A 24,560-nucleotide genomic window follows, 5' to 3' on the forward strand; every position below is an offset into this window, starting at 1 on the left:
CGGGATTGTGCCCGAAGTTCAGGAAGGCGTGATCGGGGCGGCTTAGCCCACGACCGCGCCGAGCTTGAAGATGGGCAGGTACATACCAATGACCATGCCGCCGACGATGACGCCCAGGAACACCATGATCAGCGGTTCCAGCAGGCTGGAAAGCGCATCCACGGCGTTATTCACTTCCTGCTCGTAGAACTCGGCCACCTTGAAGAGCATGGTGTCGAGCGCGCCAGCTTCCTCACCGATCGCGGTCATCTGCACGACCATGTGCGGGAAGACGTTCACCTGCTTCATCGCCATGTTGACGGGGTAGCCCACCGACACATCGTCGCGGATGTTGCGCACGGCATCTTCGTAGACCACGTTGCCGGTGGCGCCGGCTACGGTGTCCAGCGCTTCCACCAGCGGGACACCGGCCTTGAAAGTCAGCGCGAGCGTGCGAGCGAAGCGCGCGATGGCGGCGTTATGCATGATTTGCCCTATTACAGGCAGCTTCAACGTCATGCGGTCGAGGAAGCGCGAGAAGGCGACGGATCTCTTTTTTGCCATGATGAACGCAACGATGCTGCCTGCGATGAGCCCACCCACCAGCCACCAGTAGGTCACCATGAAATCGCTCATCTTGATGAGCATCTGGGTGAACGCAGGCAGATCCGCACCGAAGCTCTTGAAGACTTCCTCGAACTGCGGCACCACGAAGATCAGCAGGATCGAGCTCACGATCAGGGCGACCGCCACGACCATGGCCGGATAAAACATCGCCTTCTTGATCTTGCCCTTCAGCGACTCGATGTTTTCCTTGTACGTGGCGACGGTATCGAGGACCGTCTCGAGCACACCGGCGCCTTCACCTGCCTTCACCAGGTTGCGGTAAAGCTCGTCGAACTGCACCGGATGCTTGCTCAACGCCTCGTGCAGCGACAGGCCGCTTTCGATGTCCGAGCGGATCGTGTTGAGCAGAGTGCTCATGCGCGGGTTCTTGTGACCGCTGGCGATAATCTCGAGCGAGCCCACGATCGGCACGCCGGACTTCATCATTGTCGCGATCTGGCGGCTGAAAATCGCGATCTCCAAGGGCGTGATGGGGCGACCCGCGCCTCCGAACAGTGGCTTTCCCTTAGTCTTGACCGAGCGCGGCGTGATCCCCTGCTTACGCAGCTCTGCACGGAGAGCATTGACGTTTTTGGCCTGTTGCTCGCCCTTCATCACTTTTCCGCGCTTGTCCGTCCCTTGCCAGACGAACGTGTCTAGCGGACTTGGACGGCGCGGGGCGGCGGACTTGGCAGCTGTGCGAGTTGCGGACATGAACTTTAGTCCTTCGTTACACGGTTGATTTCGGCGAGGCTGGTGACGCCGTTCTTTACTTTACGAAGTGCAGACTGGCGCAAGTCGCGTACACCGGACTGCTGTGCCGCATCGGCAATGTCCAGAGCATTACCACCCTGCAGGATGATCGACTGGATCTTTTCCGTCATCGGCATGACCTGGTAGATGCCAGTGCGTCCCTTGTACCCCTCGGTACAGTCGGAGCAGCCCACGGCTTCGTAGATCTTCAGGCCTGCGGCGACTTCCTCGTGGCTGAAGCCTTCGGCCAGCAACGCGTGTTCCGGCAACTGCACTTCGCGCTTGCAGTCGTGCAGTCGACGGGCCAGACGCTGCGCGATGATCAGTGTCACCGATGAGGTGATGTTGTAGGGCGCGATGCCCATGTTCATCAGGCGCGACACAGTCTGCGGGGCGTCGTTGGTGTGCAGCGTCGAAAGCACCAGATGGCCCGTCTGTGCCGCCTTAACCGCGATCTCGGCCGTCTCCAGGTCGCGGATTTCGCCGACCATCACCACGTCCGGGTCCTGTCGCAGGAAGCTGCGCAGCGCGGCGGCGAAGGTCATGCCGCGCTTGACGTTCATCTGGACCTGGTTGATGCCCGGCACGCGGATTTCGACCGGGTCCTCGACCGTGGAGATGTTGCGCTGTTCCTCGTTGAGGATGTTCAGGCCCGTGTACAGCGAGACGGTCTTGCCCGAGCCGGTCGGACCGGTGACCAGCACCATGCCGTAGGGCTTGGCCAGCGCCTGTTCGTAGAGCGCGCGCTGGTCGTCCTCGTAGCCGAGCTTGTCGATGCCGAGCTTGGCCGCACTGCCGTCGAGAATACGCAGCACCACCTTCTCGCCGAACAGGGTCGGCAGCGTGCTGACGCGGAAGTCGACCTGCTTGGTCTTCGAGATGTTGAGCTTGATGCGGCCGTCCTGCGGCACGCGCTTCTCGGCGATGTCGAGTTGCGACATGACTTTGAGGCGCGCTGCAATGCGACCCGAGAGGTTTGGCGGAACCTTGCTGACCTGCTTCAACAGGCCGTCGATGCGCAGACGGACACGATACTCGGTTTCGTAGGGTTCGAAATGGATGTCGGACGCGCCACGGCGAATGGCATCCACGAGCACTTTATTGACGAATTTTACAACCGGCGTGTCGTCGGTCTTTACCTCTACGCCGGATTCGCTCGCAACATCTTCGCCGCCGGAAATGTCGAGGTTTTCGAGTCCTTCGTCGTTTCCGACTGCATCAGAAAGCGTGTCGCTCGCTTCAAGCCAGGTTTCTATGCAGCGCTGGATCTGATCTTCGCTGACGAGGATGGGTTCGATGGCCAGGTTCGACTGGAACTTGATCTCGTCCAGTGCCTGCGTGTTGGTGGGATCGGAAATGCCTACGAACAACCGGTTCCCCCGCCGGTACAGCGGGAGTACCTGGTGCTTGCGGATCAATGCCTCGTTGATGAGCTTGATGGCCGATTGCGATGGGTCGAACGCGTCAACCTGGAAAAGCGGTACGCCGAATTCGACACAGTTGGCTGCTGCCAGCTGCGGAGCAGTGACGAGCCGCTTCTCGGCCAGGTAAGCCGTCAACGGCTGCTTCAGCCCGGCTGCTGCGGCCATCGCTTGGCGCGCGGCCGTGTCATCCAGTGCCCCATCGAGCACCAGGCGCCGCGCGATACCCGTGATCCCCACCAGATTGGCGGTGACGGCATTCATGATGCCTTTCCCCTGTAGAACTTCCCCGAGGGGGAATGTAGCGCAATTGCGGTGCCCGTGAGGCGACGCATTGCACGTTTAAAACGTGGAGGGCTGTTCAGAAAAAAAGAGCCCGGCCATGGCCGGGCTCCTCGGTACAACTAGAGTGCGATTAACGGCACTCGGAGGGCACGTACTTCTGGTCGCCGGCCGAGTTGTCGCACACCCAGGTCACCTGGCCGCTGTTCTCCAGCGTCGGGGTGAAGTTCAGCGTCACGTTGCCGGCCTGTGCGGTCGTCACGACCGTGATGGCGCCGACAGCGGCGGTGCCGCAATCCATGCTGGCGACGTTGTCGGTCGCGGTGATGGCGGTATCGACGCCATCGCACGAGTCGGCGTCGACGGCGTTGTTGTTGGCGATGTTCTCAGCCACTGTGGCCTTGGCGGCACCGGCCAGCACGACCGCTTCCGACACGCGGGCGCGGATGGTGTAGTCGCGGTAAGCCGGCAGCGCGATGGCGGCCAGGATGGCGATGATCGCGACGACGATCATCAGTTCGATGAGGGTAAAGCCCTGCTGCTTCTTCATTACGATTTCCCCTAGGAGTGTTTTGGAACTTCACGTGCCTGTGGGCCGGGCTTTCCGGTCCTCGGGCAGCCGTGCTCACTGCACGTGCCGCTAAGGTACACGCATAAGCCGTGCCAACAAGACTTCCCGGCCACGTGCGTGCTGAACTGGAGATGAGGTCACGCTAAATGTCAGAACCCGCCGAAAGGCGGGTGACGCAGATTGTCAGGCCGTCCTTGAGCTGACCATTTGCGTCAGTTGGTCCGGCATTCCCCGACAGCGGGGTACGGGCGCGTACGGCGGCAGGTGGGGTCGACGCCTACGTGGGTCACGCAGCGGCCGAAGCGAACGCGATATCGGTTGCGTCACCGGGTAGGCGACGCATGCAAAGGCGGATCGATGCAGCGTTGATCGACGAAAGGCTGCACGGCCTTCGTCCAAGTATCTACGGAAACGCGCGATGCCGTGCGCACCGCGCGAAGAGCGGCACGCGACGAGGTCAGTCGATGCCGAGCTTCTTGAGCTTGTATCGCAGCGCGCGGAAGGTGATGCCGAGCGCTGCCGCGGTGCGCGTCTTGTTGTAGCGGTTTTCCTGCAGCGCCTGCTGGATGGCGGCGCGTTCGATTTCCTCGATGTACGAGGGCAGGGGGCTGCTGGCCGTATCGCGCGGGTTGAGCGTGCGCGGATCGATCGCCTGCGCCGGCTGGCCCGGCACCATCAGTGGCGCGTTGGGATTCGCCGGTGCAGTCGCCGACGTGGCGCCTGTAGCCGCGAGGGGTGGCGAGGCGGGCACGGTGTTCGCGGCCTTCGGCAGGCGCAGGTCCTCGGCGGTCAGGCTGTCGCCTTCGGCAAGCGCGAGCGCGCGTTCGAGGATGTTCTCCAGTTCGCGCACGTTGCCCGGGAAGGCATACGCACGCAGCGTGTCGAGCGCATCGGCCGATAGCGTCGGCGGGAACACGCGGCCCTGCGCCAGCGAAAGACGCTGCAACACCTTCTCGGCCAGGCCGGGCAGGTCGTCCTGGCGTTCGCGCAGCGGCGGCACGCGCAGTTCGATCACGTTGATGCGGTAGTACAGGTCCTGGCGGAAACGGCCGTCGGCGACGAGCGCCGCCAGATCCTTGTGCGTCGCCGACAGGATGCGCACGTCGACCGGAACTTCGGCGTTCGCGCCCACCGGGCGGATCGATTTTTCCTGGATCGCGCGCAGCAGCTTGACCTGCATCGCCAGCGGAAGCTCGGCGATTTCGTCCAGGAACAGCGTGCCGCCGTCGGCGCTCTGGAACAGGCCCGGCTTGTCGGCATGCGCGCCGGTGAAGCTGCCCTTCTTGTGGCCGAAGAACTCGCTTTCCATCAGTTCGGCCGGGATCGCGCCGCAGTTCACTGGCACGAACGGGCCGGTCGAACGCGCGCCTTCGGCGTGGATCGTGCGGGCGACCAGCTCCTTGCCCACGCCCGACTCGCCGACGATGTACACCGGCGCCTGGCTGCGGGCGACCTTCGCGATCGTGCCGCGGAGGGTCGCCATCGCCGGCGATTGGCCGTACAGGCGCGCGGCGACGATGTCGGCCGGCGGCGCGCTCTTGCGGCGTTCGTTGAGGTCCAGCGCGTGGCGGACCAGGTCGCGCAGCACGGCCAGGTCCACGGGCTTGGCAACGAAGTCGAACGCACCGGCCTTCAAGGCCTCGACCGCGGCTTCGACGTTGCCGAAGGCGGTGATCATCGCGACCGGCGTTTCCGGATGCTTCTGGCTGATCTCGGCGACCAGGTCCATGCCCGAGCCGTCCGGCAGGCGCATGTCCGTCAGGCACAGGTCATAGCGATTGCGCGCGAGCTGGCCGCGGGCTTCGCCGAGCGTGGAGGCGGTGTCGCATCGAAGGCCCATGCGGCCCAAGGTCATGACGAGCAGTTCGCGGATGTCGCGTTCGTCGTCGACCACCAATGCACTACGTGTTTCAGCCATTTTCCCTCCGGCCTTCACGATAACTTAAGGTCGTGTGGAGCGCCAAGCACGCGCAGAGCGTTCTGCCCTGTTCAGGTTCCGCTTCAGGACGAGAGCAACGTGTGGCTCCCGATCAGGCGCACCCGGAAGCACCCACCGCCGCCTGGCATGGCGACGTAGTCGAGCGTGGCCTGGTTGGCTCGACACAACTCGCGCGCGATGTAGAGCCCAAGCCCGGTGCCGTGGCTGGAGGTCGTGAAGAACGGGCGGAACAGCCGCGACGCCACCGATTCGGGAATGCCTGGTCCACGATCGAGCACGTCGATACACGGAAGTCCCGCATCGTCCGGATACACACTCACCGTCACCCGCGCCGGCTCGCCCGGCATGCGGCCATAGCTCAGTGCATTCGACACGAGCACCGTAAGCACCTGGTGCAGGTGGCGCGGATCGATCAGCACCGGCAGGCGCGGGATCTGCGAGGTGCTGCGCAGCGTGTCGAGGTCCAGCGGGTGGCTCGCGAGGTACTCGTCGACGAACAGCTTCGCGAAGGCGACCAGTTCCACGTGCTCGGGTTTGGCCGGTTCGCGCCGCGCCATGCCCAGCACGTTCTCGACGATGCCGTTCATGCGGATGCCCTGCTGGCGGATGATCTCCAGCAGGCGGCGCTCCGCGGTGGGGATGTCGTCGGATTCTTCCAGCAGCTGCACGGCGTAGTTGATCGCGGCGAGCGGGTTGCGGATCTCGTGCGCGAGGCTTGCCGAAAAACGGCCCAGCGTCGCCAGCGTCATCGATTCGGCATGGCGCGAGAGCAGCGAGGTGTCGTCGAGGAAGATCAGTACCTGCTCGCTGCCGGCGAGCAGCCGGGTGAAGCGCGGCACCACTTCCGGAAGATCCGGCGCCAGCTGCAGCGGGCTGTCGTTATGGCTGCCGTCCTGGCGCCAGCGTTCGAGCCGGCGCGCCAGTTCCGGCGCGGCGACCGCCAGGCTGCGCTGGCCGTGCAGGTCGGTGCTTTCGCCTGCATCGCCGAGCAGCAGCATGGCCGCCTCGTTCGCCAGGCGGATGCGGTCGCCACGGTCGACGAGCAGCACGCCCGTGCGCAGGCGGCGGATGATCAACTCGTTGATCTCGCCCAGATGCGCGGCTTCGGCGCCGCGGCGTTCGGCCAGGTCGTAGCTCTCGCGCATCTGCCGGCCGAGGATGCTGGTCAGCGTGGCGATCGCCATGTAGCCGACCGCGAACATCATCGGCTCGGCGATGGTGCGGGTGCCGGTCTCGGTGTCGAACCGGCTCCAGATGAACTCACCGAACAGGCCCAGCACCGCCACCACTGCCGCGCCCAGGCCGTACCGCGCCGGCAGCAGCAGCGAGGCCGCGCCCACGTTGAACAGCAGCATCAGCGCGATGCCGGTGCCGGCGGCGGGCATCGCATGCATCGCCAGCAAACCGAAGAAAAGGTCGGCGGCGATGCCCGTCAGCGTCTGCGCGCGCAGCTCGCCACGTCGGCCGAACACGAACAGCAGCGCGGCGATGAAGAGGTAGGACAGGGCGATCGAGCGCGCGCCCAGCGCGTTGCGCAGCGGTTCGACCAGCCCGGTGGCCGGTCCAAACAGGAAGAACACCAGCAGCGCCGCCTCGAAGAGGCGGTAGAGCGTGAAGAAGTACAGCTCGCGGCGAAGCGCGCTGTCGGCGTCGGCGGCGATGGGCGGCCGGGCGGAGGCGATCGACAAGCGGCGTTCCTTCCGTGCGAAAACGATGTGCCGAGTATGGCTGGCGGCGCCGGCGAACCGCTACCGCCGGCGCGGGGCCGCCGGGCGGTTTTGCCCGGGCCGCGTGGATGGGCGACAATACCGCCCCCTCGCGCTCGACGTCACGGCGGTTCCGGGTTTCCCGGACCTCGGAGCGAAGCCGGCCGCGGGGATTCTTTTCACTCCCCTCGGTGACGCATGAATTTTCACGAATATCAGGCAAAGCAGCTGTTTGCCGACTACGGCATCGCGGTGCCGACCGGGCGCGTCGCGCGCACTCCGGACGAAGCCGTCGCGGCCGCCAAGGCCATCCCGGGCGACCTGTGGGTCGTCAAGGCGCAGATCCACGCGGGCGGCCGCGGCAAGGCCGGCGGCGTCAAGCTGGCCAAGTCGTACGACGAGGTGAAGCAGTACGCCGCCGCGATGCTCGGCACGAAGATGGCGACCTACCAGACGGCGGGCGTCGAGCTGCCGATCGATGCGGTCCTGATCTCCGAAGGCACCGACATCGCCAAGGAGCTGTACCTGTCGGTGCTGGTCGACCGCTCGACCAAGTCGGTCACCTTCATCGCCTCGGCCGAGGGCGGCATGGACATCGAGCAGGTGGCCGCCGAGAAGCCGGAAGCCATCCACGCGCTGCACGTGAACTACGTGCAGGGCCTGCAGCCCTACGAGTGCCGCGACCTCGGCTTCGCGATGGGCCTGAACGCCAAGCAGGTCAACCAGCTGACCAAGATCATGCTGGGCCTGTACAAGCTGTTCAACGAAAAGGACCTGGCGCTGGTCGAACTGAACCCGCTGGCCATCCTCACCAACGGCGACCTCGCCGTGCTCGACGGCAAGGTCGACTCCGACGACAACGCCTCGTTCCGTCATCCGGAACTGGTCGCCATGCGCGACATCCGCCAGGAAGACGAGACCGAAGTGCTGGCCAGCCAGCACGACCTCAACTACGTCACGATGGACGGCAACATCGGCTGCATGGTCAACGGCGCAGGCCTGGCCATGGCGACGATGGACGTCATCAAGCTCAACGGCGGCGAGCCGGCGAACTTCCTGGACGTCGGCGGCGGCGCCACCAAGGAGCGCGTGACCGAGGCCTTCAAGCTGATCCTGTCGTCCGACAAGGTGAAGGCGATCTTCGTGAACATCTTCGGCGGCATCGTCCGCTGCGACATGATCGCCGAGGGCATCATCGCCGCGGTGAAGGAAGTCGACGTCAAGGTCCCGGTGATCGTCCGCCTCGAAGGCACGAACGTCGAAGCCGGCAAGGAACTGCTGAAGAACTCGGGTCTGGCCATTACCCCGGCCGACGACATCAACGATGGCGCGAAGAAGGCCGTTGCGGCCGTCGCTGGCAAGTAAGGGGCTGATGACATGTCCGTTTTGATCAACAAGAACACGAAGGTCATCGTCCAGGGCTTCACCGGCTCGCAGGGCACCTTCCACGCGCAGCAGATGCTGGAATACGGCACCCAGGTCGTCGGCGGCGTCACGCCGGGCAAGGGCGGCACGCAGCACCTCGGCCTGCCGGTCTTCAACACCGTCGCCGAAGCCGTGAAGACCACCGGCGCCGACGCGTCCGTCATCTACGTGCCGCCGCCGTTCGCGGCCGACGCGATCATGGAAGCGGCCGCTGCCGGCATCAAGGTCATCGTGTGCATCACCGAGGGCATCCCGGTGCTGGACATGCTGCGTGCGAAGAACGCGCTGAAGGGCTATCCGGACACCGTGCTGGTCGGTCCGAACTGCCCGGGCGTGATCACGCCGGGCGAATGCAAGATCGGCATCATGCCGGGCCACATCCACATGCCGGGCAAGATCGGCATCGTGTCGCGTTCGGGCACGCTGACGTACGAAGCCGTGAAGCAGACCACCGACGTCGGCCTCGGCCAGTCGACCTGCATCGGCATCGGCGGCGACCCGATCAACGGCACCAACTTCATCGACGCGCTGAAGCTGTTCCAGGGAGACCCGCAGACCGAAGGCATCATCATGGTCGGCGAGATCGGCGGTTCGGCCGAGGAAGAAGCGGCCGAGTTCATCGCCAAGCACGTGACCAAGCCGGTCGTGGGCTTCATCGCCGGCGCCTCCGCCCCGAAGGGCAAGCGCATGGGCCACGCGGGCGCGATCGCCTCGGGCGGCTCGGGCACGGCGGAAGGCAAGTTCGCCGCGATGGAAAAGGCGGGCGTGACCACGGTGAAGTCGCCCGGCGACCTCGGCGCGGCGATCGCCAAGCGTCTGGCGAAGTAAGCGTTTCGCAGACGATGCAGAAAGAGGCCGCCTTCGGGCGGCCTTTTTCTTTCAGGACTTCGGGTCGGAATCTCTCAGCCGATTGCCCTCACCCCAACCTCTCTCCCGTAAACGGGAGAGAGGCTTCGGATCTCTGGGCGTCGGACGCCTCTGACATGCTGTAGCCCCTCTCCCGCATGCGGGAGAGGGGTTGGGGTGAGGGCAATCGAGGCATCGCCCGATACGACGTCGAAAGCAAGGTCTGCATGTTGTTCCCTTTCGGGGAACCACAGGCGCCCAAGTCAAAAGCGCAACTTCGCGCGCCATCTGCGAAGGGAAATGACCAACGCGGAGCGCCATCTCTGGTTCTTCCTGCGCAATCGGGCGCTGATGGGCCACAAGTTCCGCCGCCAGCTTCCGATCGGGCCCTACATCGTCGACTTCGCGTGCATCCAGGCAAGGCTGATCGTGGAACTGGACGGTGGCCAGCACGTCAGCGCAGGTCTCGCCGACACGACGAGGACGGCCCATTTACAAAGCCGGGGCTACCGTGTCCTCAGATTCTGGAACAATGACGTTCTGACACGGACCGACGCGGTGATGATGGCGATCCATGCAGCCCTCGCCGACGGCCCTCACCCCAACCCCTCTCCCGCAGGCGGGAGAGGGGCTTAGTGCGAATCAAACCCCTCACATGCCGAACCCACTCCGCATCGCCCTCGCGCAGTTCGACTTTCCCGTCGGTGCCGTCCAGCGCAACGCCGAGCGCATCGCCGCGATGATCGACCAGGCGCGCGACGAATACGGCGCCGACATCGTGCTGTTCCCCGAACTCGCGCTCAGCGGTTATCCGCCCGAAGACCTGCTGCTGCGGCCGTCCTTCCTGGCCGACTGCCAGGCCGAACTCGAACGCATCGCCACGAACGTGCGCGACATCGTCGCCGTGGTCGGCTGGCCGCAGGCGGCGGGAAGCGTCGTCTACAACGCGGCGAGCGTGCTGCGCGACGGCCACGTCTCGCACACCTACCGCAAGCGCGAGCTGCCCAACTACGCGGTGTTCGACGAACGCCGCTACTTCGATGTCGATCCCGATCGCGACGACTGCGTGTTTGACGTCGACGGCGTGCAGGTCGGCCTGCTGGTCTGCGAGGACCTGTGGTTTCCCGAGCCGCTCGCTAGCACCGTCGCGAAGGGCGCCGAGCTCGTGCTCGTTCCGAACGCCTCGCCGTTCGAGCGCGACAAGCATGCCGATCGCGATGCACTGCTGGCCCAGCGCGTGCAGGAAACCGGCGTCGGGCTGGTCTACGTCAACACCGTCGGCGGCCAGGATGCGGTGGTGTTCGACGGCGGCTCCGTCGTGGCCGACGGCGACGGCACCGTGCATCCTGCGGCTGCGGCATTCACCGACCAGTGGCTGGTGGTGGACTTCGATTCCGACTCGCGCCGCTTCTCGTCGGTGCAATGGATGGAAGACGGCGACGAAAGCCGCGATGCGCTCGCATGGCGCGCGGTCGTGCGCGGCACGCGCGACTACTTCGCGAAGAACGGCTTTAAGCATGCGTGGCTCGGGCTATCCGGCGGTATCGATTCCTCGCTCGTGCTGGCGATCGCGGTCGATGCGCTCGGTGCCGAGAACGTCACCGCCGTGCGCATGCCCTCGCGCTACACCGCGGGCATGTCGAACGACCTCGCCGAGGAGCAGTGCCGCATGCAGGGCGTGCGATTGATGACGGTGCCGATCGAAAAGCCGTTCCAGGGCTTCCTCGATGCGCTGTCGGAGACCTTCGCCGGCCGGCCGGTCGACACCACCGAGGAAAACCTGCAGTCGCGCATCCGCGGCGCGCTGCTGATGGCGATGAGCAACAAGTTCGGCGGCCTGCTGCTCACCACGGGCAACAAGAGCGAGTACGCGGTCGGCTACGCGACGATCTACGGCGACATGGCCGGCGGCTACGCGCCGCTGAAGGACATCTACAAGACCGAGGTCTTCGCGCTCGCGCGCTGGCGCAACACCGTCGGCGACCGCGTGATCCCGCAGGCGGTGATCGACCGGCCGCCGTCGGCCGAGCTGCGCGAAAACCAGAAGGACCAGGATTCGCTGCCGCCCTACGACGTGCTCGACGCGATCCTGCTTCGCTATGTCGACCAGGAGCAGTCGCGCGAGGACATCATTTCCGCCGGGTTCGATCAGGCCACCGTGGACCGCGTGCTGCGGCTGGTGCGCATCAGCGAATGGAAGCGCCACCAGGCGGCGCCGGGGCCGAAGGTGTCGCGCCGTGCGTTCGGGCGCGAGCGGCGGTATCCGATCACCAACGGGTACGGGCACTGATCGATGCCGTCATTCCCGAAGGCGGGAATCCATCGTCAAGGCACATCCCCGTAGGGTGACCTTGATGGATCGGGTGGATGGGTCCCCGCCTCCGCGGGAATGAAAGGTTAGAAGCTCGGCGCGTCGCATTGGCCAAACAAAAACGCCGCCCGAGGGCGGCGTTTTCATTACGTTTCGATCGACCGGAATCAGTCGTTGTCGAGCGCCGACTTCTCGCCCGCGAACGGGTTGAGCTTGCGCCAGTTGCTCGGGTAATCCGGCCACTTGCCGGCGAGGAACGGATGGCTCGGGTCGTTGAGCTGCAGCACGCGGCGGGCGTCGGCGGCGAGCACTTCATTGCCCAGGCCCTCGTAGGCGGCGGCCAGCGTGGCCACGGCGTCGTTCTGGTACGAGCTCTGCGGGTAGGTTTCCAGCAGGAACTTGGCGCGCTCGGCCGCGGCGACGTACGCGGTGCGGCGCAGGTAATAGAGCGCCGTGTCGAGCTCGTGGCGGGCGAACATGTCGCGCAGGCCGGCCATGCGGATGCGGGCATCGGGGGCGTAGCGGCTGTTCGGGTAGCGGTCGGCGACGATAGAGAAATCGTTGAACGCCTGCAGCGGCGTCGCCAGGTCGCGGCGGCTGGCGTCCAGCGTCCACACCTTCTGCAGGAACACCGTGTCGCGGCTGGAGTTCGACAGGCCGCGCAGGTAGTACATGTACGCGATGTTCTTGTGCGTCGGGTAGGTGCGGATGAAGCGGTCGATGCTGCTGATCGCGTCGTCGTGCTTGCCGGCCTTGTACTGCGCGTAGGCGGTCTCGACCAGCGCCTGCTCGGTGTACGGGCCGTACGGGTACTGCGCGACCAGGCGCTTGAAGGTGGTCTCGGCGGCCGCCCAGTTGCCGTTGGTCATCGACTTGTGGGCCTTTTCGTAGAGCGTCTCGACCGGGACGCCCTCGTCCGCATCCTTGTCTTTGAATTTGCTGCAGCCCACGCCGGCGAAGGCAACGATCAGCAGCAGGGCCAGCAGGCGCGAAGGGGCGGAACGTAGGCTCATGGGATCTCGACGGGCGCCGAAGGTACGAAGACCGGATAATAGCAGTCCACACCTGCCTGCCCTGAATCCTGCCCGTCCGATGACCGACCCATCCCCCGCGCCCGCCGCCCCCATGCAGGCGACCGTTCCGGACGCCGCCGCCGGCCGTCGCTTCGACGCGGTCCTGGCCGAGCTGTTCCCGGATTTCTCCCGTTCCCGCCTCGCCGCCTGGATCAAGTCCGGCGACGCCCGCCTCGACGGCCGCGAAGTGCGTCCGCGCGATCCGGTGCGCGGCGGCGAGACGGTCACGCTGCACGCGCAGCTCGACGTCCAGACGCATTCGGAGCCCGAGGATATCGCGCTCGACGTCCTCCACGAGGACGAGCACGTCATCGTGATCAACAAGCCCGCCGGGCTCGTCGTGCATCCGGGCGCGGGCAATCCGGCCGGCACGCTGGTCAACGCGCTGCTGCATCGCGACCCGTCGCTCAACGTGCTGCCGCGCGCGGGCATCGTGCACCGGCTCGACAAGGACACCTCCGGCGTCATGGTCGTCGCGCGCACGCTGCCGGCGCACACGGCGCTGATCGAGCAGCTGTCCTCGCGCGAAGTCCACCGCCAGTACCTGGCCGTCGTGGTCGGTTCGCTGGTCTCCGGCGGCACAGCGAACGCGCCGATCGACCGCCATCCGCGCGACCGCATCCGCATGGCGGTGCGCGAGGACGGCCGCGACGCCGTCACGCACTTCCGCCTTCGCGAGCGCTTCCGCGCGCACACGCTGCTGGAATGCCGCCTCGAAACCGGCCGCACGCACCAGATCCGCGTGCACATGGCGCACCTGAAGCATCCGATCGTCGGCGACCCGCTGTACGGCGGCCCGCTGAAACTGCCGCGCGGTGCGACGGAAGACCTCGTCGCGACGCTTCGCGGTTTCAAGCGGCAGGCGCTGCATGCCGAAACGCTGGAGTTCGCACACCCGGTCACAGGCGAGCCCGTGCGCTGCACGGCGCCGGTGCCGGAGGACCTGACGCACCTGGTCCGCGTGCTGCGCGACGACACTGCCGCCGCGGCCGAGAAGGAACGCTGACGCGATGGCCGCCTGGATCGACGCGCAGTGGCCCGCGCCGGCGAACGTGCGTGGCCTGACCACGCTGCGGCACGGGTTGGGCGTATCCAGGCCGCCGTTCGATGACTTCAACCTCGGCCTGCGCGCCGGCGACGAAGCCGAGGCGGTGCAGGCCAACCGCGCGTTGCTGGTCGAACACGCGCATTTGCCGTCCGCACCGTGCTGGCTGCGTCAGGTCCACGGTACGCAGGTGCACCGGTCCGATGCGCCTTCGACGGAAGAAGTCGAAGCCGATGCCTCGGTGACGTCCGAACCCGGCGTCGTGCTCGCGATCCTCACCGCTGATTGCCTGCCGGTGCTGTTCTGCGCCGACGACGGCAGCGGGGTCGGTGGCGCGCACGCGGGTTGGCGCGGTCTCGCGGGCGGCGTGCTCGAAAACACGCTGGCTGCGATGCGTACCGAACCGGATCACGTGCACGCATGGCTCGGCCCTGCGGCCGGGCCGCAAGCGTACGAAATCGGGCGCGAGGTCTTCGACGCGTTCGTCGCGAACGATGCCGGGGCGGAAAGCGCCTTCGCCGTCACGCGGCCGGATCACTGGCGCGTGGATCTCTACGCGCTGGCACGCCGTCGCCTGCAGGCCGCCGGCATGCGCGCCGATCGCATTCACGGCGGTGGTTTCTGCACGATCTCCGAGCCCCAGCGCTTCTTCTCGCACCGTCGCGACCAGCGCGGCGGACGCATGGCCTCGCTGGTCTGGATCGAGCCGCGCGAATGAGGAGCTCCGGTGCCATGAAGCACGTCGGCATCCTCGTCGCCACGATGTTGCTCGCCTCCACTTCGGCGGGCTGCGCGAGCACGGCGCCCACGACCGCGTCGATGCACGGCGATGCGTCCCGGCCCGCGCAATCGTCCGGCTGGATCCGCAGCGAGCTGTACTTCGCCGTCGGCAACGAGGACGGCACCGGCGTGATCGACGATGCGCGGTGGCGCGCGTTCCTCGATGCCGAAGTCACGCCGCGCTTTCCCGATGGGCTGACGGTGCTGGACGGCTACGGCCAGTGGCGCTTCCAGCAGGACGGACGCCTGGTGCGGCAACGCGCCAAGGTGCTCGTCGTGCTGCACGAGGACGGCGGCAGGCGGCGGGAGGACATCGAGGCCATCCGGCTCGCGTGGAAGCGCATGACCGGGCACGAGTCGGTGCTGTGGGCCCGCTCGGCGGTCGAGGTGTCGTTCTAGACGCAAGCGCCGACAGCCGCGCCATCGCGGCACGCGCATGTCGTCATTCCGGATCCTCCGGGCGGGGAAGGGGACAAAGCCGCTACGATCCGCCCATCCCACGCCGCGAGCCCTCCATGCCGCCCATCACCCAACGCCGCTGGTTCGTCCCCGGCGACCTCAACGGCTTCTTCGGCCTCGTCGTCGACAACCTGTCGATCCTGGGCTTCATCTCCGCCGCGTTGATCGGCATCTTCGGCTTCCCGGCCGACGTCGTGTTCACGCGCATGTTTCCCGGCACGGCATTCGGCGTGCTGATCGGCAACCTGATCTACACGTGGATGGCGCATCGCCTCGCGCGCGAGAGCGGACGCAGCGACGTCACGGCGATGCCACTCGGCCTCGATGCGCCGACCAGCATCGGCATGGCGCTGCTGGTGCTTGGCCCGGCGTTCGTGGCGTTCAAGCAGCAGGGCATGGACGAAGCGGCGGCGGCCAACGCCACCTGGCAGCTGGGCATGGCGTCGCTGGTCGTGATGGGGCTGCTGAAGCTCGTGCTGTCGTTCTTCGGCGATGCCATCACGCGGGCGGTGCCGCGCGCGGCCCTGCTGGGCTCCATCGGCGGCGCGGCGCTCGCGCTGCTGGGCTTCCTGCCGCTGATCGAAACGCTGCGCTCGCCGGTCGTGGGCCTCGTCACCTTCGGCCTGCTGATGTATGTGCTGGTGGCGAAGGGCAAGCTGCCGATCCGCATGCCAGGCGTCCTGTTCGCCTTCATCGTGGGTACGGTGCTGTATTACGGCCTTGGCATCGCCGGCCTTGGCACGCCGGGCTTCAAGCTGCCCGACGCCGCACCGCTGCGCTTCACGCTGCCGCTGCCGACGCTGCAGTTCCTCGACGGCCTGCCGTACACCGTGCCGTACCTGCCGCTGCTGCTTCCGTTCGGCCTGCTGATGGTGGTCGGCGGCATCAACGTGAGCGAAAGCGCGCGCGCCGCCGGCGACGATTACCGCACGCGCGATGTGCTGCTCGCCGAAGCGGTGGCGACGCTGGTCGCGGGCTTCTGCGGCGGCGTAGCGCAGACCACGCCCTACATCGGCCAGCCCGCGTACAAGCACATGGGCGCGCGGATGGGCTACACGCTGCTGACGGGTCTTTTCATCGGCCTCGGCGGCATTTTCGGGTACGTGTCCGGGCTGGTGCAGTGGCTGCCGATCGCCGTGCTCGCGCCGATCATCGTCTACGTCGGCATGGACATCACCGTGCAGGCATTCCACGACAGCCCGCGTCGTCACGCGCTGGCCGTTGCGCTGGCGTTCCTGCCGTCGGTCGCCTACCTGCTGGTGATCAAGCTGGGCAATCCCGCGTGGATCGCGCCGGATCGTTTCGCCGCGCTGTACGAAGGCGTCGACGGTCACGGCCTGCCGGACCTCGCGACGATCGTGACGCTCGGCAACGGCTTCATCATCACCGCGATGATCTGGTCCACCGCGCTGGTGGCGATGATCGACCACCGCTTCCGCCGCGCCGCCGTCGTGCTGCTGATCGGCGCCGTGCTGACGCTGTTCGGCTTCATCCACTCGGTCGATCCGCGCGGCAGCATCTACTGGCCGTGGATGCTCGACGGCTTGCGTCGCGCCATCGCGTGGCAGTTCGCCGGCGCGTACGTCGCGCTGGCGGTGCTGCTGGGGCTGCTGTCCTTGCAGCGGCAGTCGCCGCCGGAGCATCTGGAATCGACCGACCGCGCACATTGATCGCGCGGCCTTCCGGCCTCATCTCGTTATCCCGATCCCCCACGAAGAACCGATCCATGTCCCTGCAGGAACAACTCAACGCCACCCCGGGCGTCGCCGCGCGCGATGCGGCCACGCACGGTTTCGTCTTCAACCACACGATGCTGCGTGTGAAGGACATCGCGAAGTCGCTGGACTTCTACACGCGCGTGCTCGGTTTCACGCTGGTGCGCCGGCGCGATTTCGATGAGGCGAAGTTCAGCCTGTACTTCCTGGTGCTGGTGGACGATCCGTCGCAGATTCCCGCCGAAGAACCCGCGCGCGGCCAGTGGCTGCTGAGCCAGCGCGGCGTGCTCGAACTCACGCACAACCACGGCACCGAGTCCGATGCGGACTTCCGCTACCACGACGGCAACGCCGAGCCGCGCGGCTTCGGTCATATCTGCGTGTCGGTGCCGGACGTGGAGGCGGCGTGCGCGCGCTTCGAGCAACTTGGCGTCGCGTTCCAGAAGCGCCTGACCGACGGCCGCATGAAGGACATCGCCTTCATCAAGGATCCGGACGGTTACTGGGTCGAGGTCCTGCAGCCCACGGTGCGCGTGTAAAGGGCGGCACCATCCCCACCCCGGCCCTCCCCTTGAAGGGGAGGGAGAACGACGGCGCAGCCGAGGGGCGTCAGATCGGCTCCCGCAACGCCGCCAGGTACTTCCGACGCCAGGCCGTGATGTCGTTCTCGCGCAGCACGGCCATCATCGTTTCGTAGCGTTCGCGCCGTTCTTCCAGCGGCATTTCCATCGCGGTGGCGAGCGCGTCGGCGACGCCGTCCATGTCGTAGGGATTGACCAGCAGCGCGGCGCCGAGCTCCCGCGCGGCGCCGGCGAACGTCGACAGCACGAGCACGCCGGGATCCTTCGGGTCCTGCGCGGCCACGTACTCCTTCGCCACCAGGTTCATGCCGTCGCGCAGCGGCGTCACCAGCCCCACGCGCGAAAGCCGGTAGAAACCGGTCAACGTCGGATGCGGGTAGTTGCGGTTGACGTAACGCACCGGCGTCCAGTCGGGCTCGGCATGCGCGCCGTTGATGTGGCCCGACAACTGCTCCAGCTCGCTGCGCAGCTTCTGGTATTCGAGCACCTCGCCGCGCGAGACCGGCGCGATCTGCAGGAACGTCAGCTTGCCGCGGTGTTCGGGATGGCGCTTCAGGAATCGCCCGAAGGAACGGAAGCGTTCCGGCAGTCCCTTCGAATAATCCAGCCGGTCCACGCCGATCGCGAGCTCGCGCCCTGACAGGCTCGTCGCCAGCCGCTTCACGCCGACCTTGCTTGCGGCCGCACGCGCCTGTTCCTCGATCTGCGCGGTGTCGATGCTGATCGGGAACGCGCCCGCGCGCAGGCGCTTGCCCTTGTGCGTTTCGAGTACGCCGTGCGAGATCACGCGACCGCGTCCGAACAGGCGGACATAGTCCTGGAAGCGCTCCAGGTCGCGCTCGGTCTGGAAGCCGATGAGGTCGTACGAAGACAGGCCTTCGAACAGGCGCTCATGCTGCGGCAACGCGGCGAGCAGGTCCGACGAGGGCATCGGCACGTGCAGGAAGAAGCCGAGGCGGCACTTCACGCCGAGCTCGCGCAGCAGCTTCGCCATCGGGATCAGGTGGTAGTCATGGATCCAGACGATGTCGTCGTCGCGCAGCAAGGGCGCGAGCTTCTCGGCGAACAGCGCATTGACGCGGCGATACGCGGCGTAGGTGATGCGGCTGTAGTCGACCAGGTCCACGCGGAAATGCAGCAGCGGCCACAGCGTGCGGTTGGCGAAGCCGTTGTAGTAGTCGTCGTGGTCGCGCTTGGACAGATCGACGGTGACGTAACGGATGTTGCCGGCGTCGTGTTCGTGCACCTGCCCGGAATCGCTCGGGTCGATGCGGCCGCTCCAGCCGAACCACATGCCGCCGGTTTCCTCCAGCGCGGCCTGCAGGGCCACCGCCAATCCGCCGGCACTGCTGACCCCAGGGACCGCAACGCGATTCGAAACGACGACCAGACGACTCATGCCGCATCCTGCCAGGGCCGCGACAGGCGCATGGCGGCGTTGATGAGACCGACGTGCGAATACGTCTGCGGGAAATTGCCCCACGCTTCGCCGCCGTCGAATTCCAGGTCTTCCGACAGCAGGCCGAGGTGGTTGCGCCGCGCGAGGATGCGCTCGAACAGCGACCTCGCTTCCTCGTGCCTGCCGATCGACGCGAGCGCGTCGATGTACCAGAAGGTGCAGATCGTGAAGCTCGTTTCCGGCGCGCCGAAATCGTCGGGCATCACGTAGCGGAACAGCGCGTCGCCGCGCTTGAGGCCCTTGCCGATCGCCTCGACGGTGCGGACGAAACGCGGGTCGTCCGGTTTGACGAAGCCGAGATCGGCGAGCAGCAGCAGCGAGGCATCGAGGCGATTTCCGTCGAGCGATTCGACGAAATACCCGAGTTCCTCGTTGTATGCATGCGCGACGATGCGCGCGTGCATCTCGTCCGCACGCTGGCGCCACAGCTGCACCTGCGGCGCGAGCTTGAGGTGCACGGCGATGCGTGCGAGCCGATCGCACGCCGCCCAGCACATCACACTCGAGTACGTATGCACTTCCTCGCGGCCGCGGAATTCCCACAGCCCCGCGTCGGGCTTGTCGTGTAGGGCGTAGGCGGCTTCGCCCACGGGCTCGAGTCGGGCGAAGATCGAGGCGTCGCCCACGCGCGCCAGTCGCGTATCGAAGAAGAGCTGCGTGGAGGCAAGCACCACGCTGCCGTACACGTCGTGCTGCTTCTGCAGCCACGCCAGGTTGCCGCGCCGCACCGGGCCCATGCCGCGATAACCGGCGAGCGACTCGACTTCCGACTCGGCCAGCTGCCGCTCGTAGCCGATGCCGTAGAGCGGTTGCAGCTCGCCATCGTCGGAGGCGATGTTGGCGAGGTAACGCAGGTACTCCTCCATCGTGCGCGTCGCGCCGAGGCGGTTGAGCGCACGCACGACGAAGGCCGAATCGCGCAGCCAGCAGAAGCGGTAATCCCAGTTGCGCACGGTGTTCGCCGCTTCGGGGATCGAGGTCGTCATCGCGGCGACGATGGCGCCGGTCTCGTCGTACTGGCACAGCTTGAGCGTGATCGCGCTGCGAATCACCGCCTCCTGCCATTCCAGCGGAATGGAAAGATTGCGAACCCAACTCCGCCAGTAATTGAGCGTCTGCTCTTCGGCCATGCGCACGAAGCCCGACACCGACTGCGTCAGCGTTTCGTCCGGGCCGAGCACGAAATGCGCGTCGCGATCGAGCACGAACGGCAGCGAATCTCGTACCAGGCGCACGGGGACGTCGCTGGTCATGCGCAACGTGAATTCGGGAATGAGGTAGCGGATGTGGTTGCTGCCCCACGTCGTTTCCGGCTTCACCGAACCGTACTCGGCGAGCGGGCGCAGGTGTACGCGGATGCGCGGCGTGCCCGACAGCGGACGCAGGCGGCGCATCAGCATCACCGGGCGGTAGAAGCGGTCGTTCTGGTGCCAGCGCGGGGCGAAATCGACGATCTCCACGGCGCCGCCGTTCGCGTCGCGCAACACGGTGCGCAGCATCGCGGTGTTGGGGATGTAGGACTGCTCGGCCGACACGAAGCCTTCCAGTTCGATCGACCAGTCGCCGCCTTCGTGTTCGCGCGGCGAAAGCAGGCCGCAGAAGACCGGGTCGCCGTCGAACGCCGGCACGCAGCCCCACACGATGCGCGCGTACTGGTCGACGAGCGCGGCGATGCTGCAGTTGCCGATCAGGCCAAGCTCGAGGCTCGAAGGAAGGGCGGTCGGGCTCATCCGTTCTCCAGGTCTGTAATCGCGTTGCGTGATGCGCCGGTCATGCGAGGTCGAGGCCTTCCTCCAGCCACGCGCGCACCGCGGCCGGATCGTGCAGCGCGTAGCGCGCCGCGCTCGGTTGGCGCGATCCCACGAGCACGCCGAAGCCCGCATGGCTGCAGACCGCCTGGAACGCGTGTTCGTCGGTCAGGTCGTCGCCCACGAACACGGGTCGGCGGCCGTGGAACGGCGGATGCGCGAGCAGGTCGACCACCGCGCTGCCCTTGTGCGCGCCATCAGGACGCAGTTCCACGACCATGTTCCCGTGCTGCAGGTGATAGCCGGGCAGCTCGATCAGGATCGAATCGGCGTACTGGCGCAGCAGGTCTTCCGCGTCGGGCGCGGCACGCCAGTGCAGCGCGATCGTGGTGCCCTTGTCCTCGACGCGCGCACCCGGATACCGCTGCGCAAGGGCCCGGCCCCAGGCCACGGCCTGGTCGAGCTCCACCGGGCGCGGATGGCGTTCCTGGTGCCCGTCCTCGCGCCGTTCCAGCCCGTGCAGGCCGACGGCGGGCAGTTTCAGCGGGGCGAACAGCTCGTCCAGCTGCGCCAGGCGCCGGCCGCTCACCAGCGCGAGCGCGCCGTCCAGGCGCCCGTGCAGCACGGCGAGCACATCGATGAGGCCCGGGTCCACCGCCACGTCGCCCGGAACATTGGCGAAATCCAGCAGCGTGCCGTCGACATCGAGGAACAGCGCCCATTCGGAGGACACCGCGGGCGGGGCGGGCAGGGAGAGGGTCGGCGTGGACATGCACGCATTGTGAACACGGGCATGTCAGCATGAAGTGGACGCGTCGTAATGACGGCGATCCGCGGCCCGGGCGTTGAATCGGGCAAGGCGAGCCCGCATCTGGTGCACATTCGCGGCCGCGTATTGCCGGCCGCCACCAAGTGACAAGGGAATCCTCCATGCGAATGGACAAACTCACCTCGCGCTTCCAGCAGGCACTGCAGGACGCGCAGTCGCTGGCGCTCGGCCGCGACCACACCATCATCGAACCCGTGCACCTGATGACGGCGCTGCTCGACCAGAACGGCGGCAGCACGCGCCCGCTGCTCGCGCAGGCCGGCGTCAACGTGCCGCTGCTGCGCGAACGCCTGGGCGAAGCGCTGGAAAAGCTGCCGAAAGTGACGGGGCAGGCCGGCCAGATCAGCGTCGGCAACGACCTGTCGCGCCTGCTCAACGTCACCGACAAGCTCGCGCAGCAGCGCGGCGATGCGTTCATCGCCAGCGAGCTGTTCGTGCTGGCCGCGCTGGACGACAACGGCGACGTCGGCCGCGCACTGAAGGCCGCCGGCGCCAGCAAGGACAAACTCGAAGCGGCCATCGCCAAGGTCCGCGGAGGCGAAAGCGTGCAGTCCGAAAATGCCGAAGACCAGCGCCAGGCGCTGGAGAAGTACACCATCGACCTCACCGCGCGCGCGGAGAACGGAAAGCTCGATCCGGTTATCGGTCGCGATGAGGAGATCCGTCGCACCATCCAGGTGCTGCAGCGTCGCACCAAGAACAATCCGGTGCTGATCGGCGAACCTGGCGTGGGCAAGACGGCGATCGTCGAAGGCCTCGCGCAGCGCATCATCAACGGCGAAGTGCCCGAAGGCCTGCGCGGAAAGCGCGTGCTTTCGCTCGACATGGGCGCGTTGATCGCCGGTGCGAAGTTCCGCGGCGAGTTCGAGGAGCGCCTGAAGGCCGTGCTCAACGACCTGGCGAAGAACGAAGGCCAGATCATCCTGTTCATCGACGAGCTGCACACGATGGTCGGCGCCGGCAAGGCCGAAGGCGCGATGGACGCCGGCAACATGCTCAAGCCCGCGCTCGCGCGTGGCGAGCTGCACTGCATCGGTGCGACGACGCTGGACGAATACCGCCAGTACATCGAGAAGGACGCCGCGCTCGAACGCCGCTTCCAGAAGGTGTTCGTCGGCGAGCCGAGCGTGGAAGACACCATCGCGATCCTGCGCGGCCTGAAGGAGAAGTACGCCTTGCACCACGGCGTGGAGATCACCGATCCGGCGATCGTCGCCGCGGCCACGCTGTCCAACCGCTACATCAGCGATCGCCAGCTGCCGGACAAGGCCATCGACCTGATGGACGAGGCGGCATCGCGCATCCGCATGGAGATCGACTCCAAGCCGGAGGAGCTCGATCGCAAGGAACGTCGCCTGATCCAGCTCAAGATCCAGCGCGAGGCGCTGAAGAAGGAGAAGGACGCCGAATCCCGTCAGCGCCTGGCCGACCTGGAAGACGAGATCGCGCGCCTGGAGCGCGAGTTCAACGATCTGGAGGAAGTGTGGAAGGCCGAGAAGGCCACGCTGCAGGGCGCCACGAAGATCAAGGAACAGATCGAGCAGGCCAAGCTCGAACTCGAAGCCGCGCAGCGCCGGCAGGACTTCGCGAAGATGAGCGAGATCCAGTACGGCACGCTGCCCGAACTCGAAAAACAGCTGCGTGCCGCGCAGGAAGCCGAAACGAAGGGCTTCACGCTGCTGCAGGACAAAGTGACCGCAGAGGAAATCGCCGAAGTCGTCGCGCGCTGGACGGGCATCCCGGTCAGCAAGATGCTCGAAGGCGAGCGCGAGAAACTGCTACGCATGGAAGAGCAGCTGCACACGCGCGTGGTCGGGCAGGAAGAGGCGATCAAGGTCGTGTCCGACGCGGTGCGTCGTTCGCGCGCGGGGTTGTCGGATCCGAACCGGCCGTCGGGCTCGTTCCTGTTCCTCGGCCCGACCGGCGTGGGCAAGACGGAACTGTGCAAGGCGCTGGCCGAATTTCTGTTCGACTCCTCCGATGCGATGGTGCGCATCGACATGAGCGAGTTCATGGAGAAGCATTCGGTGAGCCGCCTCGTCGGCGCGCCCCCCGGCTACGTCGGCTATGAAGAGGGCGGTTACCTCACCGAAGCGGTGCGCCGTCGCCCGTATAGCGTGATCCTGCTCGATGAAGTCGAGAAGGCGCATCCGGACGTGTTCAACATCCTGTTGCAGGTGCTGGACGATGGCCGCCTCACCGACGGCCAGGGCCGCACGGTGGATTTCCGCAACACGGTCATCGTGATGACGAGCAACCTCGGCAGCCAGATGATCCAGGAGATGTCTGGCGACGACACGCCGCAGGCCTACCTGCAGATGAAGAGCGCGGTGATGGGCGTGGTGCAGTCGCACTTCCGCCCGGAGTTCATCAATCGCCTAGACGACATCGTCGTCTTCCATCCGCTGGACAAGCAGCAGATCCGCCAGATCGCGCGCATCCAGCTCAACGGACTGGAAAAGCGCCTCGCCGAGCGCGGCCTGAAGCTGGTGCTGTCGGACGATGCGCTCAACCTGCTGGGCAACGTCGGCTTCGATCCGGTGTATGGCGCGCGGCCGCTGAAGCGGGCGATCCAGCAGCAACTGGAGAATCCGCTCGCATCGAAGATCCTCGCCGGCGAGTTCACCAGCGGCGACACCGTGCATGTCGAAGCGCAAGGCGGGCAGCTGGTATTCCGCAAGGACTGACACACGTCGGCATCGACGAGCGCCGCCAACGAAAGCCCCGCAGCCTCTGCGGGGCTTTTTTTTTGCGGGCGGCCAAGCGGGTTGCCGGAGGGCCCGATGCTGTTACCATGCCCGCGCCCAAGGTGACCGCCGGCTTGTCCGGTGGTTGAAACGGGAATCCGGTGCGCCCTTCGTGGCAATTCCGGAGCTGCCCCCGCAACGGTAGGCGAGACAAGGTTCCGCACACAGCCACTGTGCTCACGCATGGGAAGGCGCGGACCGGAAGCGCAGGAACTCCTGCCTTCGCTCGCGAGCCCGGAGACCGGCCCTGGTGCGACGTGACATGCGGTGGGCGAATGTCATGCG

General features: G+C 66.4%; 19 protein-coding genes and 1 riboswitch. Of the genes, 10 read left to right on the plus strand and 9 right to left on the minus strand.

What is annotated here, in order from left to right:
- Nucleotides 1–42: 42 nt before the first annotated feature.
- The 5 genes from GOY17_RS03955 to GOY17_RS03975 form a co-directional block, all read right to left on the minus strand.
- Complete coding sequence (locus tag GOY17_RS03955; protein WP_157029413.1) at nt 43–1,299, minus strand: type II secretion system F family protein; 1,257 nt, start codon at nt 1,297–1,299, stop codon at nt 43–45.
- 5 nt (nt 1,300–1,304) lie between these two features.
- Nucleotides 1,305–3,023 carry a type IV-A pilus assembly ATPase PilB gene (pilB, locus tag GOY17_RS03960; protein WP_157029414.1) on the minus strand — a complete coding sequence of 573 codons (1,719 nt, stop codon included), beginning with the start codon at nt 3,021–3,023 and terminating at the stop codon, nt 1,305–1,307.
- A gap of 151 nt (nt 3,024–3,174) precedes the next feature.
- Entirely contained in the window at nt 3,175–3,591 is a 417-nt protein-coding gene (locus GOY17_RS03965) for a pilin (RefSeq protein ID WP_157029415.1), read from the minus strand.
- Between the two features lie 478 nt (nt 3,592–4,069).
- Nucleotides 4,070–5,530 carry a sigma-54-dependent transcriptional regulator gene (locus GOY17_RS03970; RefSeq protein WP_157029416.1) on the minus strand — a complete coding sequence of 487 codons (1,461 nt, stop codon included), beginning with the start codon at nt 5,528–5,530 and terminating at the stop codon, nt 4,070–4,072.
- 83 nt (nt 5,531–5,613) lie between these two features.
- A complete protein-coding gene (locus GOY17_RS03975; RefSeq protein ID WP_232338523.1) occupies nt 5,614–7,239 on the minus strand; it encodes a sensor histidine kinase in 1,626 nt (541 codons plus the stop codon).
- Nucleotides 7,240–7,455: 216 nt separating this feature from the next.
- Here GOY17_RS03975 and sucC point away from each other — a divergent pair, with 216 nt between their 5' ends.
- From sucC to GOY17_RS03995, 4 genes are all read left to right on the plus strand, one after another.
- Entirely contained in the window at nt 7,456–8,622 is a 1,167-nt protein-coding gene (sucC, locus tag GOY17_RS03980) for an ADP-forming succinate--CoA ligase subunit beta (RefSeq protein ID WP_115841435.1), read from the plus strand.
- Nucleotides 8,623–8,634: 12 nt separating this feature from the next.
- Nucleotides 8,635–9,510 carry a succinate--CoA ligase subunit alpha gene (gene sucD / locus GOY17_RS03985; RefSeq protein WP_157029417.1) on the plus strand — a complete coding sequence of 292 codons (876 nt, stop codon included), beginning with the start codon at nt 8,635–8,637 and terminating at the stop codon, nt 9,508–9,510.
- A gap of 318 nt (nt 9,511–9,828) precedes the next feature.
- Nucleotides 9,829–10,164: an endonuclease domain-containing protein gene (locus tag GOY17_RS03990; RefSeq protein ID WP_157029418.1), complete on the plus strand. Its 336-nt coding sequence runs from the start codon at nt 9,829–9,831 to the stop codon at nt 10,162–10,164.
- Between the two features lie 19 nt (nt 10,165–10,183).
- Nucleotides 10,184–11,818, plus strand: coding sequence for an NAD+ synthase (locus tag GOY17_RS03995; RefSeq protein WP_157029419.1), 1,635 nt, complete (start codon nt 10,184–10,186; stop codon nt 11,816–11,818).
- A gap of 188 nt (nt 11,819–12,006) precedes the next feature.
- On the opposite strand, the gene GOY17_RS04000 is transcribed toward GOY17_RS03995, so the two are convergent.
- Nucleotides 12,007–12,852 carry an outer membrane protein assembly factor BamD gene (locus GOY17_RS04000; RefSeq protein ID WP_115841439.1) on the minus strand — a complete coding sequence of 282 codons (846 nt, stop codon included), beginning with the start codon at nt 12,850–12,852 and terminating at the stop codon, nt 12,007–12,009.
- 79 nt (nt 12,853–12,931) lie between these two features.
- Here GOY17_RS04000 and rluD point away from each other — a divergent pair, with 79 nt between their 5' ends.
- The 5 genes from rluD (at nt 12,932) to gloA (ending at nt 17,450) form a co-directional block, all read left to right on the plus strand.
- On the plus strand, nt 12,932–13,918 hold the full coding sequence (gene rluD / locus GOY17_RS04005) for a 23S rRNA pseudouridine(1911/1915/1917) synthase RluD (RefSeq protein ID WP_157029420.1): 987 nt from the start codon (nt 12,932–12,934) through the stop codon (nt 13,916–13,918).
- A gap of 4 nt (nt 13,919–13,922) precedes the next feature.
- Entirely contained in the window at nt 13,923–14,675 is a 753-nt protein-coding gene (gene pgeF, locus GOY17_RS04010) for a peptidoglycan editing factor PgeF (protein WP_157029421.1), read from the plus strand.
- Between the two features lie 14 nt (nt 14,676–14,689).
- The gene (locus GOY17_RS04015) at nt 14,690–15,136 is read left to right on the plus strand and encodes a DUF3574 domain-containing protein (RefSeq protein ID WP_157029422.1); all 447 of its coding nucleotides are present in this window, start codon (nt 14,690–14,692) and stop codon (nt 15,134–15,136) included.
- Nucleotides 15,137–15,252: 116 nt separating this feature from the next.
- Complete coding sequence (locus GOY17_RS04020) at nt 15,253–16,866, plus strand: SulP family inorganic anion transporter (RefSeq protein ID WP_157029423.1); 1,614 nt, start codon at nt 15,253–15,255, stop codon at nt 16,864–16,866.
- A gap of 56 nt (nt 16,867–16,922) precedes the next feature.
- The gene (gene gloA, locus GOY17_RS04025; RefSeq protein ID WP_157029424.1) at nt 16,923–17,450 is read left to right on the plus strand and encodes a lactoylglutathione lyase; all 528 of its coding nucleotides are present in this window, start codon (nt 16,923–16,925) and stop codon (nt 17,448–17,450) included.
- 70 nt (nt 17,451–17,520) lie between these two features.
- Here the strand turns inward: gloA and otsA are convergent, their stop codons facing one another.
- The 3 genes from otsA to otsB are packed head-to-tail and all read right to left on the minus strand — an operon-like array spanning nt 17,521 to nt 21,471.
- Entirely contained in the window at nt 17,521–18,891 is a 1,371-nt protein-coding gene (gene otsA, locus GOY17_RS04030) for an alpha,alpha-trehalose-phosphate synthase (UDP-forming) (protein ID WP_115841447.1), read from the minus strand.
- Nucleotides 18,888–20,681, minus strand: a complete 1,794-nt coding sequence (locus tag GOY17_RS04035) for a glycoside hydrolase family 15 protein (RefSeq protein WP_157029425.1) — start codon at nt 20,679–20,681, stop codon at nt 18,888–18,890. Before GOY17_RS04035 ends, otsA begins: the two co-directional genes overlap by 4 nt.
- A 40-nt stretch (nt 20,682–20,721) precedes the next feature.
- Nucleotides 20,722–21,471, minus strand: a complete 750-nt coding sequence (otsB, locus tag GOY17_RS04040; protein ID WP_157029426.1) for a trehalose-phosphatase — start codon at nt 21,469–21,471, stop codon at nt 20,722–20,724.
- Nucleotides 21,472–21,629: 158 nt separating this feature from the next.
- Here otsB and clpB point away from each other — a divergent pair, with 158 nt between their 5' ends.
- Nucleotides 21,630–24,215 (plus strand): ATP-dependent chaperone ClpB, encoded by a 2,586-nt coding sequence (gene clpB / locus GOY17_RS04045; RefSeq protein ID WP_157029427.1) that lies wholly within the window; start codon nt 21,630–21,632, stop codon nt 24,213–24,215.
- Between the two features lie 103 nt (nt 24,216–24,318).
- A riboswitch (cobalamin riboswitch) is annotated at nt 24,319–24,539 on the plus strand.
- Nucleotides 24,540–24,560: the final 21 nt, after the last annotated feature.

This window comes from Lysobacter soli (assembly GCF_009755585.1).
Classification (GTDB): domain Bacteria; phylum Pseudomonadota; class Gammaproteobacteria; order Xanthomonadales; family Xanthomonadaceae; genus Lysobacter_J; species Lysobacter_J soli.

What these genes read in the sequence shown, in the direction of transcription:
- GOY17_RS03955 (WP_157029413.1), bottom strand. Translation starts at nt 1,299, where the DNA reads ATGTCCGCAACTCGCACAGCTGCCAAGTCCGCCGCCCCGCGCCGTCCA.
- pilB (WP_157029414.1), bottom strand. Translation starts at nt 3,023, where the DNA reads ATGAATGCCGTCACCGCCAATCTGGTGGGGATCACGGGTATCGCGCGG.
- GOY17_RS03965 (WP_157029415.1), bottom strand. Translation starts at nt 3,591, where the DNA reads ATGAAGAAGCAGCAGGGCTTTACCCTCATCGAACTGATGATCGTCGTC.
- GOY17_RS03970 (WP_157029416.1), bottom strand. Translation starts at nt 5,530, where the DNA reads ATGGCTGAAACACGTAGTGCATTGGTGGTCGACGACGAACGCGACATC.
- sucC (WP_115841435.1), top strand. Translation starts at nt 7,456, where the DNA reads ATGAATTTTCACGAATATCAGGCAAAGCAGCTGTTTGCCGACTACGGC.
- sucD (WP_157029417.1), top strand. Translation starts at nt 8,635, where the DNA reads ATGTCCGTTTTGATCAACAAGAACACGAAGGTCATCGTCCAGGGCTTC.
- GOY17_RS03990 (WP_157029418.1), top strand. Translation starts at nt 9,829, where the DNA reads ATGACCAACGCGGAGCGCCATCTCTGGTTCTTCCTGCGCAATCGGGCG.
- GOY17_RS03995 (WP_157029419.1), top strand. Translation starts at nt 10,184, where the DNA reads ATGCCGAACCCACTCCGCATCGCCCTCGCGCAGTTCGACTTTCCCGTC.
- GOY17_RS04000 (WP_115841439.1), bottom strand. Translation starts at nt 12,852, where the DNA reads ATGAGCCTACGTTCCGCCCCTTCGCGCCTGCTGGCCCTGCTGCTGATC.
- rluD (WP_157029420.1), top strand. Translation starts at nt 12,932, where the DNA reads ATGACCGACCCATCCCCCGCGCCCGCCGCCCCCATGCAGGCGACCGTT.
- pgeF (WP_157029421.1), top strand. Translation starts at nt 13,923, where the DNA reads ATGGCCGCCTGGATCGACGCGCAGTGGCCCGCGCCGGCGAACGTGCGT.
- GOY17_RS04015 (WP_157029422.1), top strand. Translation starts at nt 14,690, where the DNA reads ATGAAGCACGTCGGCATCCTCGTCGCCACGATGTTGCTCGCCTCCACT.
- GOY17_RS04020 (WP_157029423.1), top strand. Translation starts at nt 15,253, where the DNA reads ATGCCGCCCATCACCCAACGCCGCTGGTTCGTCCCCGGCGACCTCAAC.
- gloA (WP_157029424.1), top strand. Translation starts at nt 16,923, where the DNA reads ATGTCCCTGCAGGAACAACTCAACGCCACCCCGGGCGTCGCCGCGCGC.
- otsA (WP_115841447.1), bottom strand. Translation starts at nt 18,891, where the DNA reads ATGAGTCGTCTGGTCGTCGTTTCGAATCGCGTTGCGGTCCCTGGGGTC.
- GOY17_RS04035 (WP_157029425.1), bottom strand. Translation starts at nt 20,681, where the DNA reads ATGAGCCCGACCGCCCTTCCTTCGAGCCTCGAGCTTGGCCTGATCGGC.
- otsB (WP_157029426.1), bottom strand. Translation starts at nt 21,471, where the DNA reads ATGTCCACGCCGACCCTCTCCCTGCCCGCCCCGCCCGCGGTGTCCTCC.
- clpB (WP_157029427.1), top strand. Translation starts at nt 21,630, where the DNA reads ATGCGAATGGACAAACTCACCTCGCGCTTCCAGCAGGCACTGCAGGAC.